Origin of the sequence: Allobosea sp. 2RAB26, from assembly GCF_052115465.1 — a bacterium.
Lineage (GTDB): Bacteria > Pseudomonadota > Alphaproteobacteria > Rhizobiales > Beijerinckiaceae > Allobosea.
In genome coordinates, this window is record NZ_JBFRGS010000044.1 from 1 (window position 1) to 13,441 (window position 13,441).

Genomic DNA, 13,441 nt, shown 5'->3' on the forward strand with positions numbered 1-13,441 from the left:
GTCGAGAGGATGGCGGGGTCATAGGTTTCCGCGAGCATGAAGAACGCCCGGGCGCTGCCGGTTTCCGCGGCGCGCTCGAGCACGATCCGCGCCGAGGCGATATCGCCCTGCCCGATCAGGACGCTGGCGCGCGCAATCAGCCGCGTCGCCTCTGCCTCGCTGGCGACCGGCGGTGACTGCGGCGGCGCTGGCGGTGCAACGGGCTCGGCCAACGCGGCCGGCCTGGTGACCTGGATCGCGGCCTGGCTGGAGGCCTGGTTGGCCGGCGCAGGCTCGGGCGTGGCGCGCGCCACCGCCGTGCGCCGCGCCGCCTCGAGTTCCCGCGCCAGCGCAGCCGCCTTGCCGCGCTCGTCCTGCAGAGCCTGGCGCAGTTCCGCCGCGGTGCTCTCCGCCGCCTGCCTGAGCTTTCCCGCCTCCTCGCCCGCCTTGCGCAGGTCCGAGACCTGCATTCCGGCGTCGCGCCGCGCCTTCGCCAATTCGTCCGCGAGTGCGGCGCCGCGGGCGCGCTCCTCCTCGAGCCCCTGGCGCTGTTGCGCCGCGCTCGTGGCCTGGGCCTCGCGCGCTGCTGCAATCTCCCGCGCCAGCCCGGCGGCTTTCTCCTGCTCCTGCCTGAGCGCGTCTGCGGTCTTCGCCAGTTCCCCCTGCTTCAGCTGCGTCGTATCCTCGCTCGCCTTGCGCAACGCTGCAGCTTGCGTCCCCGCTTCACGCTGCACCTTCGCCAGCTCGGCGGCGAGCGCAACGCTATGGGCGCGCTCATCGTTGAGCGCCTGACGCTGCTGCGCCGTGCTCGCGGCCAATGTCTCGCGCGCCGCCGTGACCTGAAGCGCGAGCGCTGCCGCCCTTTCGTGCTCCTGCCTCAGCGCGTCCGCAGTCTTGGAGGCGTCTGCCGTCCTGGCGGCCTCCGCCTGCCTGAGCCCTGCGGCCTCCTCGTTCGCCTTGCGCAGTTCCGCCAGCTGCAATCCGGCTTCGCGTTGCGCCTTCGCCAGTTCGCCGGCGAGTGCCGCGCTGCGGGAGCGCTCCTCCTCGAGCGCCTGGCGCTGCTGCGCCGTGCCCGTCGCCAGCGCCTCGCGCGCGGCTGAAACCTCGGCGGCAAGGGCCGCCGCCTGCCCGCGCTCCTGCCCCTGCGCATCCGCATTGGTTTCGGACTGTGCCTGCCTGAGCCCTGCGGCATCCGCATTCGCCTTGCTCAGCTGCGCCGCCTGCGTTTCGATTTCGCGCTGCGCCTTCGCCAGATCGCCGGCGAGCGCGGCGCTGCGGGCGCGTTCCTCGTCGAGCGCCTGGCGCTGCTGCGCCGTGCCGGCAGAAAGCTCCTGCCGCGCCGCCGCCACCTGCTGTACGAGAGCGGCGGCCTGCTCACGCTCCTGCTTCAACGCGTCCGCAGCCTTGGCGGCGTCTGCGGTCCCGGCGACCTCTGCCTGCCTGAGCCTCGCCGCCTCGTCGCTCGCCTTGCTCAGCTCTGCGATCTGCAGCTGCCTCTCGCGCTGCGCCTTCGCCAATTCGCCCCCGAGCGCCGCGCTGCGGGCGCGCTCCTCGTCGAGCGCCTGGCGCTGCTGCGCCGTGCCGGCAGCGAACTCCTGCCGCACCGAGGCAACTTCACCTGCGAGCGCGGCCGCCCGTTCGCGCTCCAGCTTCAGCTGCTCGGCCTCTTCGCCCGCCTTGCGCAGTTGTGCCGCCTGCATCTCCAGATCGCGCTGCGCCGACGCCAGTTCGTTGGCCAAGGCGCTGCTGCGGGCATGTTCCGCCTCGAGCGCCTGGCGCTGCTGCTCGGTGTCCGCGCTCAGTGCCTCCCGCGCTGCGGCAACCTCGCGCGCCAGCGCAGCCGCCTGCTCGCGCTCCTGTCCAAGCGAGGCCGCGGCCCTTGCGACCTCCGCCTGCTTCAGTTGCGCGGCGTCTTCCCCGGCCTTGCGCATTTGCTCCGCCTGCATCCCGGCGTCGCGCTGCGCCTTCGCCAGTTCGCCAGCCAGTGCGGCGCTGCGGGCCCGTTCGCCTTCGAGGGCCTGGCGATATTGCGCAATGCTGTCAGTGAGCTCCTGCCGCGCAGCAGCGACCTGTTGCGTCAGATTTGCAGCCTGTTCGCGCTCCCGTCGGAGCGCTTCCGCGGATTTCGCGGCCTGCGCCCGCAATTGCAGCACGTCCAGCTGTTCGAGGGCGCGCCCGGCCTCGACCGGATCTTCCACCCGGGTTTCGGGCTGCCCGGAATTCGGGGATTTCTGCGCGTCGGGCGCCGGCGCCGTGGTCAGCTGCCGGATGTCCGCAGGCGCGTTGGCCCGGCTGGATTCGCCCGTTCGCGGCGCTGGAGGCGGGCTCTTCGCGTTCCGGTCCGGCGACGGGGCGCGCATCGCGACCTGCGGCCCGGCCTTGCCGCCATCGTCGCGCTGAACCAGGCCGCCGATCCAATAGAAAAACAGCAGCGCCGCAGCGACGAGCGCGGCGGCGGCGATCGGCAGATAGAGGCGTCGCCTCGAGCGGCGCTCCGTGGCGCGATCATCCGGTCCTTCGCCCTCGAGAAGGAAGTAATTGTCATGAGCCAATGGGTGCCAATGCGTCGGCGTGATCGTGATCGGCTCATCGTTCTTGCCGATCCACTGGCCTGTCGCCGCCATCCAGTGAGCAACGTCATAGATGCCACTCGAATCATCCTCGAGGATGACGAATGTCCCGTCCTTCGGTGCGGTTTCGATCTCGTTGCGCATTTAATAGACGCCTGTTCAGGCGGTCTTAGCGGACCATTACGTCTCCACTTCACCTGCAAGGGAACGCCAATCCACCCCGGCAGGTTGCGCAAAGGTTACACATTATTGTGGAGCTAGGCCACAACGTCCCGGCACTGGGGGAAATCCGACAGTATCCGCACGTATTGCGCGTAAAAAACTCTTCCGCGCTTGCGCATCATCAGGGCCGCATAACCGAGCGCGGCCGTCGCGATGCGCCCCCGCCGGAGCGGTCGCTGCAGCACGTCCCAGCATGGCGCGGGCCGCGGGGCGGGATCGGACGGAGGGGCCAGCATCCCGGAGCCTGCCCTTTCCCGCAGGGGCAGCAGCGCCTTATTGCAGCGCGGGGCGAGCCCGCGCCACGATTTCGGTCAGCGACTGGGTGGCACGGAGATCGGCGCCCTCGCCCTCAGCTCATCGGACCGTCCCGAAAACCGTAATCCAGTTTTCGGGACGATGAGCTAAGCATCTGTGTTTGCATCGGCTTGCCCGAAAACCGTAATCCAGTTTTCGGGACGATGAGCTAAGCATCTGTGTTTGCATCGGCTTGCCCGAAAACCGCAATCCAGTTTTCGGGCCGATGCTTGGCTCAGAACATGAAGCCCGGGCCGCCCCAGGGCCCGAAATCGAACGCATCCTGCGCCATCGCCGCCGTCATTTGGCGTTCGTCGGCCAGCTTCTTGGCGAACACCATCTGCCGGAACTGGGCATAGGCCGTCTGGTCGCCGAAATAGACGCATTGGCAGACGATCGGGTCGGCATAGACATAGACCATCTGGTTGTTCTTGACCTGCTGGACGAACTTGTTGGGCGGGAACTTGCGCAAGGTCGCCTGGCGTTCCGGCGTATTGGCGGGCTGGGGAACGAAGCCCGCCGCCGACAGCATGTCTTCCTTGTTCTGAACGGCGTCAGTGGTCGACTGGCACCCGGCCAGCGCCAGGCCGATGGACACCACCAGCCCCGCCAAAGAACATTGCTTCATCGATTATTCCTCCGCCCCGGAATGGGAATGTGCGCCCGGACATTCCCCAGCGCGAGGCGGACCATGGACCGGACGTTGCGGCATTCAAAGCGCGGCTAGCGCAACCCCACCGCCCCGGCCCGCAGGACGACCAGCACGGCTGCGTCGCGATGACCGGCCCGGGCATCGCGACGTCATTCATCGGACCGGATCTCGTAACCGGTCCGATGACCTATTCCTGTGTCTTCGCATCGGCTTTGCCCCGAAAACCGAGATCCACTTTTCGGGCCGATGCCTTGGCCGCGACTACTGCATGTCGGCGAAGGCATCCTTCAGGCGCGACACGGCCTCGGCGACATTGGCGCGCTGCGTCGCCAGGTTGAAGCGCAGGAAATTGTCGCCGCCGGAGCCGAACGTCGCGCCATGGCTGGCTGCGATCTTCGCCTGTTTCTCGACCCTTGCGATGAACTCCTTCGACTCCATGCCGGTGCCGGAGAAATCGACCCAGGCGAGATAGGTCGCCTCCAGCGGCATCGAGCGCAGGCCGGGAATGCTGTCGACGCCTTCGTCGAAGAGCCGGCGATTGCCGTCGAGATAAGCGACGAGTTCGTCGACCCAGGCCGCGCCCTCGGGGCTGTAGGCGGCGGTCGCCATCGCCATGCCAAACGAGTTCGGCGAGATGCCGAGCGCGTTCATCCGCGCCCGGAACGGAGCCCGCAGCGCCTCATCGGGGATGATGACATTGCCGGAATGGCAGCCGGCGATGTTGAAGGTCTTGGTCGTCGCCGTCATCATCACCAGGCGGTCGATGATCTCCGGCGCCGCCACGGGCATGGCGATGTGCTTGTGGCCGGGCATGACGAGATCATGGTGGATCTCGTCGGAGACCAGGATCAGGTCGTGACGCACGCAGAACTGCGCGATCTCGCGGAGTTCGTCGCGGGTCCAGACCCGCCCGCCGGGATTATGCGGCGAGCAGAGCAGCAGCATGCGCTCGTTGCCGGTCATCTGCGCATCCCAGCCGGCGATATCGAGGAGGCAGCGACCGCCCTCGTTCACGAGCTTGCATTCCACGACCTGCCGGCCCGCCGCCTTAATGATGCGGGCAAACGCGTGGTAGACCGGGGTCATCACGATGACGCCCTCGCCCGGCTTGGTATAGGCATCGACGCAGAGCGCCGTGCCGTTCACCAGCCCATGCGTGGTGAAGATCGCCTTCTCATCGACTTCCCAGCCATGACGGTTCTTCATCCACCAGCGGATGGCGTCGTTGCTCGCCCGCTCATCGCCGAAATAGCCGTAGATGCCGTGCGCCGCCATGTCCTCGACCGCAGCCTGCACGCAGGCCGGCGGCCGGAAATCCATGTCGGCCACCCACATCGCCAGCCCACCGGAGGGCGAAACCCCGTAATGGGTCTCCATCGTGTCCCATTTCGCGCAATGCGTGCCGCGGCGGTCGATCCACTGGTCGAATGTCTGAGCGATGGTCATCAGGGTCCTCAGGTGAAGGGCCGTTTCGGAGAGGCCGTCTTGGGAGAAGCAATGCCGCGTCGGAGGCTCGCGCGCCAGCAGAACGCACGCAATCCATGCCAGCGCGGCGCGCGTGCGTGCTGCGGCAAAGATCCCGGAAGCGGCCGGCTTCGACATCTTGGAAGTGGAGCGCTTCAGCCAGTATCGGCAGATTTGCGTGAAGTCATCGGGTAAATTTTGAGCGCTTTGCTTGTAATTTTTTAGACACGATCGTCATCGAATTCAGAAACTTAGCCACAGAACCTCGACAGGAACATCGAATCGGGCGAATTATGACGCGGTGGCGCCAAGCAGCGCCTGACGTCTGTATTCACGGTCCCTGGCGGAGGGTGTGGATGGCGACGACGACTGCGATGGCCTCCTGCCGCGAGGCGGCAGCTGATACCGCGTCTCGGGACGCAAAGCGGCATTGCGGCATGGCTGCGGGCCTTCACGGCCTTCTCCAGGCCCGAACCGATTCGACCACTGATCTGAGTCCTGCCGCGCACGAAACCGGGCGCCATGAGGCGGCCGTCGAACGGCCGCGGTGACGGGAGGGGGCGATGGCGGCACGCAAAGCGAGGCTTTCCCAATCCTGGCCCTGGGGCGTGCGCCTGCTCCTCGGTAGCTGCGGGCTGCCCTTGCTCGGGGCTGGCGCGGCCCAGGCACAAGCCTGCCCGCCTGGGCCGGTCGCGGTGAACGGCACGAGTTGTGTCGTGCCATTGGGCTCGACGATCACGGTGATTTCGGCCGCGACGCCAGGACTGCGGGCGACAAATCCCGGTGGGCAGATCAGTGCAAACAGCGTGACGATCAATCTCGGACCGGGTGCGGCCCCGAGAAACTATATCGGCGCCGAAGCCGTCGATGGCGGCGTGATCAACTTCGATGGCAGCACCCTGGCGACCGTACAGGCCGCCACCGGCCAGCGCGGGCTCGTCTCATCCGGCGCGGGAAGCCATATCTCTGCGAACGGCGCGAACATAACGCTCGGCACCGGGGCGGTCGCGGTCACCGACAATCTCGCGATCCTTGCCAGCGGCGGCGGAACTGTCTTTGCGCTCGCCGCCAATTTTGCAACGCTTGGCGGAGGCAACGGCAGTTCCAACCACGCGGTGGTTGCCACAGGCACCGGCAGCCGGATCGACCTCGTTGGCGGCACCGTCAGCACGGCCTCCCGGGGCTCGTTCGGCGTGCTCGCGCAGGGCGGCGGCATGTCCTGGCCGACACGACCCAGGTCACCACCACCGGCGCTCAGATCGTTGCCGGAAACATCGGCAGTCATGCCCTGCTCTCCACCGGCGCGGGGAGCACGATCATCGGGACCGGTATTACGCTGTCCACGACCGGCGCATTTGCGAGCGCCGCCCGGGCCGAGATCGGCGGCTCGATTTCGCTCGCCGGCAGCACGCTCACCACGAGCGGCACCTCCAGCGCAGACACTGATCCCGCGTCAGCCATACGCGTACTCTCCGGAGGCTCGGCCCAGGTGGTGAACAGCACGATCACCACGACAGGCCAGCGCGGCACCGGCATCTCGGTCGAGGGCGCGGGATCGCAGGCCACCGTCTCCGGCACGACCGTCACGGCGGCAGGAACCCGCGCCAACGCGATTTTCCTCTTCACCGGCGGCACCGGCAGTTTCAGCAACAGTTCGCTGAGTTCCGCCGGCCCGAACGCCGTGCTGGTCCAGGATGCCGGCTCTGCCATCACGCTGACCAACACGCAGATCCAGGGCACGGGCGGCGCCGCCGTGATCAGCTACGGGCTGCGGGTGATCAATGGCGCGACCGCGACCATGACCGGCGGCTCCTCCTCGACGAACGGACGCGACAGCCCCGGCATCACGGCGGCCGGGGGCGGCACGGTGACGGCAACCAATGTCGCCGTCCGGACCTCGGGCAACGACAATGCCATGGGTGTGATCGCCGATCTCAACGGCTCGATCACCCTGAATGGCGGCAGCGTCGAGACGACCGGCGGCGAGGTCAGGGCAGGCGCACGCCCGCATGGCCTTGTCGGACGCAACCCGGGCGGCGTGCTGACCGCGACCGGGACCAGCGTGACGACATCGGGCTTCATTGCCATGGGCGTCGTCGCCGATGACGGCGGCACCGTGACGATCTCCAACAACCGGATTACGACCAGCGGCGTCAGCGGCATCGGCCTGTTCTCGGTCACCGAGCAGACCGGGGCGGAATTCGTCGCAAACCTGACCGCAAGCAACCTTGTCCTGGAGACCTCCGGCAACCTGGCCCATGGCGTCACCGCGCAGTCGCGCAACGATATCTCCGCGCCGAAGGCAACCGCCACCGTGAACGATGCGGCGATCACCACCAGAGGCAACAACGCGGTTGGCCTGCGCGCCGTGCTCGGCGATTACGGCACGCGGCCGATCATCGGGCGCGGCGAAGCGGCGGTGATCGCCAACCGCACGACCGTGCTCACGGTCGGCGAAGGCTCGCATGGCGCGCTCTCGCGCGACAATCCGACCTCGGTGACGATGAACCAGACCTCGGTGCTGGCGACGGGCGTGACCGCGCATGGCTCCGTCGCCGAGGCCGGCGGCCTGATCGTCGGCAATCAGGCGACGGTCGCGGCGACCGGCTCACTCTCGGCCGCGCTCTTCGTCATCGGCGACCCGACGGCCGTCTCGAACGCGCGGTTCACCGACAGTACGCTCAGCAATGTCAGCGGCCCGACGATCGGCGTGGCGGGCAACGGCAATGTTTCGCTGACGCGCTCGATTGCGAGCGGCAGCGGGCAGTGGCTGCGCGTCGGCGTCAGCACCGAGTTTCCGCCGCTGACCCAGCTTCCTCCGCTGACGGGCGTGCCGGACCTGCCCGATCCCGACCCCGATGTCCCGCCGCCTACGGCGCTTCCGCCGCTTGGAGCGCCGCCGGCCCTGCCGGTCGTACCGGGCCTCGCCAATATCGTCCTGACCAACTCGACCGTGATCGGCTCGGCCTTCACGGCGCCGGGCAGCGTCTCCAACCTCACGCTGATCGACAGCACCTGGATCATGACCGGCAACTCGAACATCACGAACCTGGTCAATGATCCAAGCTTGATCCAGTACACGCCGCCATCGGGCGATCCGACGCTGCTCGCGAGCTACAAGACGCTGACCGTGGTGAACTATCTCGGCGAAGGCGGACAGCTCGGCCTGAACACCTTCCTCGGCAATGACAGCGCCCCCTCCGATCGGCTGATCATCGATGGCGGGCGCGCCACGGGCTCGTCGCCGCTGCTGATCGCCAACACGACCGGACTCGGCGATCTGACCGTCGCCAACGGCATCCTCGTGGTCGATGCGATCAATGGCGGCACGACGGCTGGCGGCGCCTTCACCCTGGGGCGCGCAGTGGTTGCCGGCCCCTATGAATACCTCCTCTTCCGCAGCAGCGTCGATGCCTCGGGACCGGACAACTGGTACCTGCGCTCGCATATCAACACGACGCCCGGCGATCCGGTGCCGAATTTCCGGCAGGAGACCTCGCTCTATGCCGCCCTGCCCGCGATGCAGCTGATCTATGGCCGGACCCTGCTCGACAGCCTGCACGAGCGTGTCGGCGAGCTGCGGCCGCTGGACGCGCCGGCGGTCACGGAGGAGCGCACGATCTGGTGCAAGAACCCGGAGAAGAATTTTCGCTGCACGACCGTCGTGCAACTCCCCGCCAGCGCCGCTGCGCCCGGCCGCTCCTATGCCTCGGCCGGCTGGGCCAGGATCATCGGCCAGCATGGCAACCATGATGGCGGGCCAGGCGGCATTTTCCGCAACGGCCCGAATTACGACTACGACCTCTACGCCTTCCAGGCCGGGCTCGACCTCTACCGACGCCTGAGCGCCGACGGCAGCAGAGACCATGCCGGGATCTATGGCGCGGTCGGCCGGATCGAGGGCGACGTCAGCCATTTCAACGGCATCAAGGCCGGGCGGAACACCAGCGACGCCTATTCGCTCGGCGCCTACTGGACGCATTTCGGGCCGTCCGGCTGGTATCTCGACGGCGTCGTCCAGGGCACCTGGTACGATGCCAAGGCTGATTCCAGGCGCGGGTTCGTGCTCAACCGGGACACGTTCGGCTTCGCCGCCTCGCTCGAGGGCGGCTATCCCTTGCAGCTCGGCTCGGGCTTCATCCTGGAGCCGCAGGCGCAGCTGGTCTACCAGAGCCTGACGAATGGTTCGGCTTCCGGCGGGGCAGCGCTGGTGCGCTTCTCCGATGCCGAGTCGCTGGCCGGGCGCATCGGCGCGCGCCTTGCCAAAAGCTGGACGCTGGAAGAGGCGACGCCCGGCGCGAGGCCGCGCCTGATGACGGCCTGGTTGAAAGCCAGCCTCTGGAACGAGTTCCTGGGCAATCCCAAAACCTCGTTCTCCTCCGCCACCGGCTTCATCCCCTTCCGCTCCGATCTCGGCGGCGCCTGGGCCGAGCTCAAGGCCGGCATCGATGCGCAGATCACCCGCAATACCGCGCTCTACGCCACCGCTGGCTACTCGATCGGGTTTGACGGCCGCTCCCATGCCTATGATGGCCGGCTCGGGATCAAGGTGAGCTGGTAGAACTCGACGAGATCGAAACCGCCTGCGATCTCTTCGGCCACCAGCGCGACGGCGTGCTGAAGGTGGCGATCACGCCCTGAGACCAGAGCGGCGGGAGGCAGATCCAATCCTGCTGCGCACGAAACCGGAGGGTCTTCGCCCCGTAGCGGCCGTTGCCGGCGCTGCCTATGCTCGCGCCGGATACGCAGATCACGCGAGGATCGGGACCGCCGCATGACAGCCATCGTCACCGACAATGCCGGGCAATATGGCGACAGCCGCAAGCTTGCGGCACGGGCCAGGCTTCACAGCCAGTACTCGATCGCCGAGACGGGCTGGTTTCCATGGGTGGCGAGCCAGTTGCCGCTGCGCCCCGGCGACCATGTGCTCGATATCGGCTGCGGCCCCGGCTGGTTCTGGGCGGGCGCGGCGGACGAGTTGCCGCGCCCGATCGACGTGACGCTCGTCGACCTGTCGCCCGGCATGGTCGAGGAAGCGCTCGGGCGCTGCCAGGCCCTGGCGCTCGGAGCGGTCCGGGGCGAGGCAGCCGACGCGACCGCGCTGCCCTTTGCGGACGCAACGTTCGATGCGGTCATCGCGATGCATATGCTCTACCACCTGCCCGATCCCGCCGCGGCGATCGCCGAGATGGAACGTGTGCTGAAACCGGGCGGCTGTCTCGCGGTCACGACCAACGACATCGACAATCTGCGGGCGCTCTACGAACTCACCACGGTCTTCGGCAGCGCCCCTGTCGACCCATCAGGCGTGGCCTTCGGCTACGAGGCGGCCGGCGCTCTGATGCGGGCGCAGTTCGGCACTGTGAGCTTTGCCCAGCATCCGGCGCAGCTGCGGGTGACCGAGCCGGAAGACGTCTTCCTGGCGCTGACCTCCTATCCGCCGGGAGACAGGGCCAGCGAGGCAGAGCTCGCCCAGTTTCGCGAAGCGATCGAGGCCGCCTTCGCGCGCGGGAACGGCGTGCTCGAGGCCGAGAAGCGGATCGGGCTGTTCCTTGCCCGGAAGGCGCAGCGCTAGACCGGATATCCTATCCAGTCCGATGGCCTGACCTCCTGTGTTTGCATCGGCTTCCTCCCAAAACCGCAATCCGCGGTTCGGGCCGATACTCTCGGCCAGCGCCCCTGCCCTTGCCGGCCGATGCGCCGTCAGGCGCCAAACGCAAAATGCGCCCGCCGGCCCCATGACGGGACCGGCGGGCAAAGTGGAGGGAGGCTGAGACAGGGCTGCGCTCCGCCTATCGCGGTGGCGGGCGCACCCCTTCGAGGATCTGGCGGATGACGCGGATATCGCCCTCGATGGTCGAGAGGCGGTTATTCGCCGCCTGCTCCGCGCTCTCGCGCTTGGCGAGCTGCGCCTCGACGATGGCGATCCGCATGTCATGGACATCGTCCTTGGCCCGCAACTGGCCATAGGACAGGCTGACGGTGACGATGACCGCGACCAGCGAGACGACCGTCATCCCGATCGAGAGGATGTTGCCGAGGCCGAGATCGAGACGGGGTTTCACGGTGTCCATCCGCATTGCCTTTCGCCATGCTCGTTATGCTTCACGATCTCCGCCTTGGCGCGGGGGCTCATCGCGGCAGCCGCGTGGGCGGAAGGCCGGAAAGGCCGTGCGCTGTCGCAGAAATCACCCTCCATCCCGGCGCAGCCAGCGCTGAAGGCGCTGCTCAAGAGCAGCAGGACCAAGGCTGTCGATCTCATCGTCACGCTTCCTTTTGTCGGTGATGGATTCGCGGCGAGCGCGCTCCTGCCTGGCCTGAAGGGTTGCTTTCCCCTCGCTGCGGCCCTTCGCGTAGGCTCCGATCAGGATTGCGAGCAGAGCGCCAAGCGCGGCGATGGAGCCGGCGAACCGACCCCAGAGTGCTGCGAGAAAGGTCATGCCGCCGCTTCCTGCTGCGAACGATGCCAACGCCAGAGCAGGAAGGCCCCACCAAGGGCGAACGCGACCGCAAGAACAATCTGCGCCGGCCCGCTCGTGAACGCCTGCAGGAGCGCCGTCAGGGGCGTTGCAACCTTGACCGCGTTGTCGATGGTCACGACCGGAGGCTTCGCGGGCGCCGCCGGCACGGTGTTGCTGGAGACATGCGAGCCGCGCGCCCAAAGGCCGCCCTCAGCCGCGCGGCGGTTGACGAGGCCCTCGACCTTCCGCCCCCCGGCATTCACCCACTTCATCAGCTCGGCGGGCACGGCGGCATAGTTGCCGGCGTTGAGCTTCTTGAGGAGCGTGGATTTGACCAGAGCGCCCTCCCCGACATTGAAGGCGAAGGAGACGAGCGCTGCGAACTGGCCGTCATTGAGCGGCACCTTGACCAAGGTCGCGACCGCGCGCTCGAACCGGGAGAGATCGCGCAGCAGCAGCCGATCTGCGTCAACCTGGGTGATCTTCAGCCCCGGCCGGACATGCGCGCCCGTCGAGCCGTAGCCGATCGTCAGCAACCCAGCGACATCCCGATAAGCGGTGAGCCGGCATCCTTCCCAACGCTTGATCAGCGCAAGGCCTTCATCGCTGATGCGACGCGTCATCTCAGTGCTCCAAAGAAAATGGGCCGCCGGTTAGGGCGACCCTGGGGTGGTTGACTTCAGGCTGGCCTGCTGGGCATTTCGGCGGATGAACAGCCTCGGCGACATCGGTCCGATGCCTGACGCTCGTGGCCGCGACGTGTTCCTAGATTGCCTCAAGGGGCTGGCGATCATCACCGTTGTCTTGGGGCACACATTCCAGGGCGTCGGCCCTCGGTTTGACGACTACATGCCGTTCAAGGTCGTCTACTCGTTCCACATGCCGATGTTCATCTTCGTGTCCGGCATGGTCGCGTCGATTGGGTTCAAGAAGAAAATCTTCGCAGATGTGCCCCCGGGTAGCTTCATCGTCGGTCTAGGGAAGAGCTCGGTGCGTCTACTGCTGCCCTTCTTCACTTGGGCACTGGTCTCTTTCTACCTGCTGCAATCATCGACTGCTGTCCTCTCGCAGTGGATGCTGTTGGTCGTCTCGAACCCGGACAACGGCCTGTGGTTCCTATGGGTCTTGTTCCAGTGTCAGATCGTTTTGGCACTGATCAGCGCCAGTTTCGCAGCGCTTCGGCGCTATCGGCCGATCAATCTGGAGGCTATCCGGCCCGTTTACGTTGTAGCCCTGCTTCTGCTTGTGGCCTACCCAACCCGCAAGCTCTTCCTGGCCACCCCGAACGAGTCAGGCCTTCACCTGACCAAGATCTATCTGATTTATTTCCTGGCGGGTGTTTTGTCCCACATATGGCGCCCTAAGGGGTTGCCGGCGGCAATCCGATGGGCTCCCTACCTCGCGTTCGCTCTCGCCGTGCCCTTCTGGCATCGGTCGAATCTATCGCCCCTGGTTGAGGTTCTGCCGGCCGTCACGTACCCGGACAATTTGATCACCGCGTATCAATATCTGGTTGGCTTTGCGGGAACGTTCGCCTTCGTCGATTTCGCTAGGGTCGTCGCCAATAGGGCTCCTCGGTGGGTTGCCCAGGCGCTCTCGTACATCGGCGCGCGCTCCCTCGATATCTACGCAATCCACTTGTATGCGCTCGGCGTCTTCCCGCCTGTCATCGCGCCAATCGCGCTGAGCCTTGCCGCATCCGCCGTCTTGCGAACGAACCCGGTCACGTCGTGGCTCTGTTTCGGGCAATGGAAACGCTCGATGAGCCTCCTGCCCACCGCGGCTAGATCCTCGCGAAC

Annotated in this window: 11 protein-coding genes; 3 read left to right on the forward strand and 8 right to left on the reverse strand. The window is 66.9% G+C overall.

Going from position 1 to position 13,441, the window contains the following annotated elements:
- The 5 genes from AB4118_RS33650 to AB4118_RS33670 form a co-directional block, all read right to left on the reverse strand.
- Window positions 1-2,693, reverse strand: a 2,693-nt coding sequence (locus tag AB4118_RS33650; protein ID WP_441493835.1) for a coiled-coil domain-containing protein, incomplete at its 3' end; no start/stop codon positions are given.
- Window positions 2,694-3,300: 607 nt separating this feature from the next.
- Window positions 3,301-3,693 (reverse strand): hypothetical protein, encoded by a 393-nt coding sequence (locus AB4118_RS33655; protein ID WP_441493836.1) that lies wholly within the window; start codon window positions 3,691-3,693, stop codon window positions 3,301-3,303.
- 285 nt (window positions 3,694-3,978) lie between these two features.
- Complete coding sequence (locus tag AB4118_RS33660; protein WP_441493837.1) at window positions 3,979-5,163, reverse strand: MalY/PatB family protein; 1,185 nt, start codon at window positions 5,161-5,163, stop codon at window positions 3,979-3,981.
- A gap of 862 nt (window positions 5,164-6,025) precedes the next feature.
- On the reverse strand, window positions 6,026-6,466 hold the full coding sequence (locus AB4118_RS33665) for a hypothetical protein (RefSeq protein ID WP_441493838.1): 441 nt from the start codon (window positions 6,464-6,466) through the stop codon (window positions 6,026-6,028).
- The gene (locus tag AB4118_RS33670; protein WP_441493839.1) at window positions 6,463-6,642 is read right to left on the reverse strand and encodes a hypothetical protein; all 180 of its coding nucleotides are present in this window, start codon (window positions 6,640-6,642) and stop codon (window positions 6,463-6,465) included. Before AB4118_RS33670 ends, AB4118_RS33665 begins: the two co-directional genes overlap by 4 nt.
- 28 nt (window positions 6,643-6,670) lie before the next feature.
- Between AB4118_RS33670 and AB4118_RS33675 the strand changes: the two genes are divergently transcribed.
- Both AB4118_RS33675 and AB4118_RS33680 read left to right on the forward strand, forming a co-directional pair.
- Window positions 6,671-9,742 carry an autotransporter family protein gene (locus AB4118_RS33675; RefSeq protein ID WP_441493840.1) on the forward strand — a complete coding sequence of 1,024 codons (3,072 nt, stop codon included), beginning with the start codon at window positions 6,671-6,673 and terminating at the stop codon, window positions 9,740-9,742.
- Window positions 9,743-9,955: 213 nt separating this feature from the next.
- Window positions 9,956-10,756, forward strand: a complete 801-nt coding sequence (locus AB4118_RS33680) for a class I SAM-dependent methyltransferase (RefSeq protein WP_441493841.1) — start codon at window positions 9,956-9,958, stop codon at window positions 10,754-10,756.
- A gap of 217 nt (window positions 10,757-10,973) precedes the next feature.
- Here AB4118_RS33680 and AB4118_RS33685 read toward each other — a convergent pair whose 3' ends face one another.
- The 3 genes from AB4118_RS33685 to AB4118_RS33695 form a co-directional block, all read right to left on the reverse strand.
- On the reverse strand, window positions 10,974-11,255 hold the full coding sequence (locus AB4118_RS33685; RefSeq protein WP_441493842.1) for a hypothetical protein: 282 nt from the start codon (window positions 11,253-11,255) through the stop codon (window positions 10,974-10,976).
- A 114-nt stretch (window positions 11,256-11,369) separates the two neighbouring features.
- A complete protein-coding gene (locus tag AB4118_RS33690) occupies window positions 11,370-11,621 on the reverse strand; it encodes a hypothetical protein (RefSeq protein WP_441493843.1) in 252 nt (83 codons plus the stop codon).
- Window positions 11,618-12,265 (reverse strand): lysozyme, encoded by a 648-nt coding sequence (locus AB4118_RS33695; RefSeq protein WP_441493844.1) that lies wholly within the window; start codon window positions 12,263-12,265, stop codon window positions 11,618-11,620. The genes AB4118_RS33690 and AB4118_RS33695 overlap by 4 nt, the downstream gene beginning before the upstream one ends.
- Before the next feature lie 85 nt (window positions 12,266-12,350).
- Here AB4118_RS33695 and AB4118_RS33700 point away from each other — a divergent pair.
- The coding region (locus AB4118_RS33700; RefSeq protein ID WP_441493845.1) for an acyltransferase family protein at window positions 12,351-13,441 on the forward strand (1,091 nt) is incomplete at its 3' end.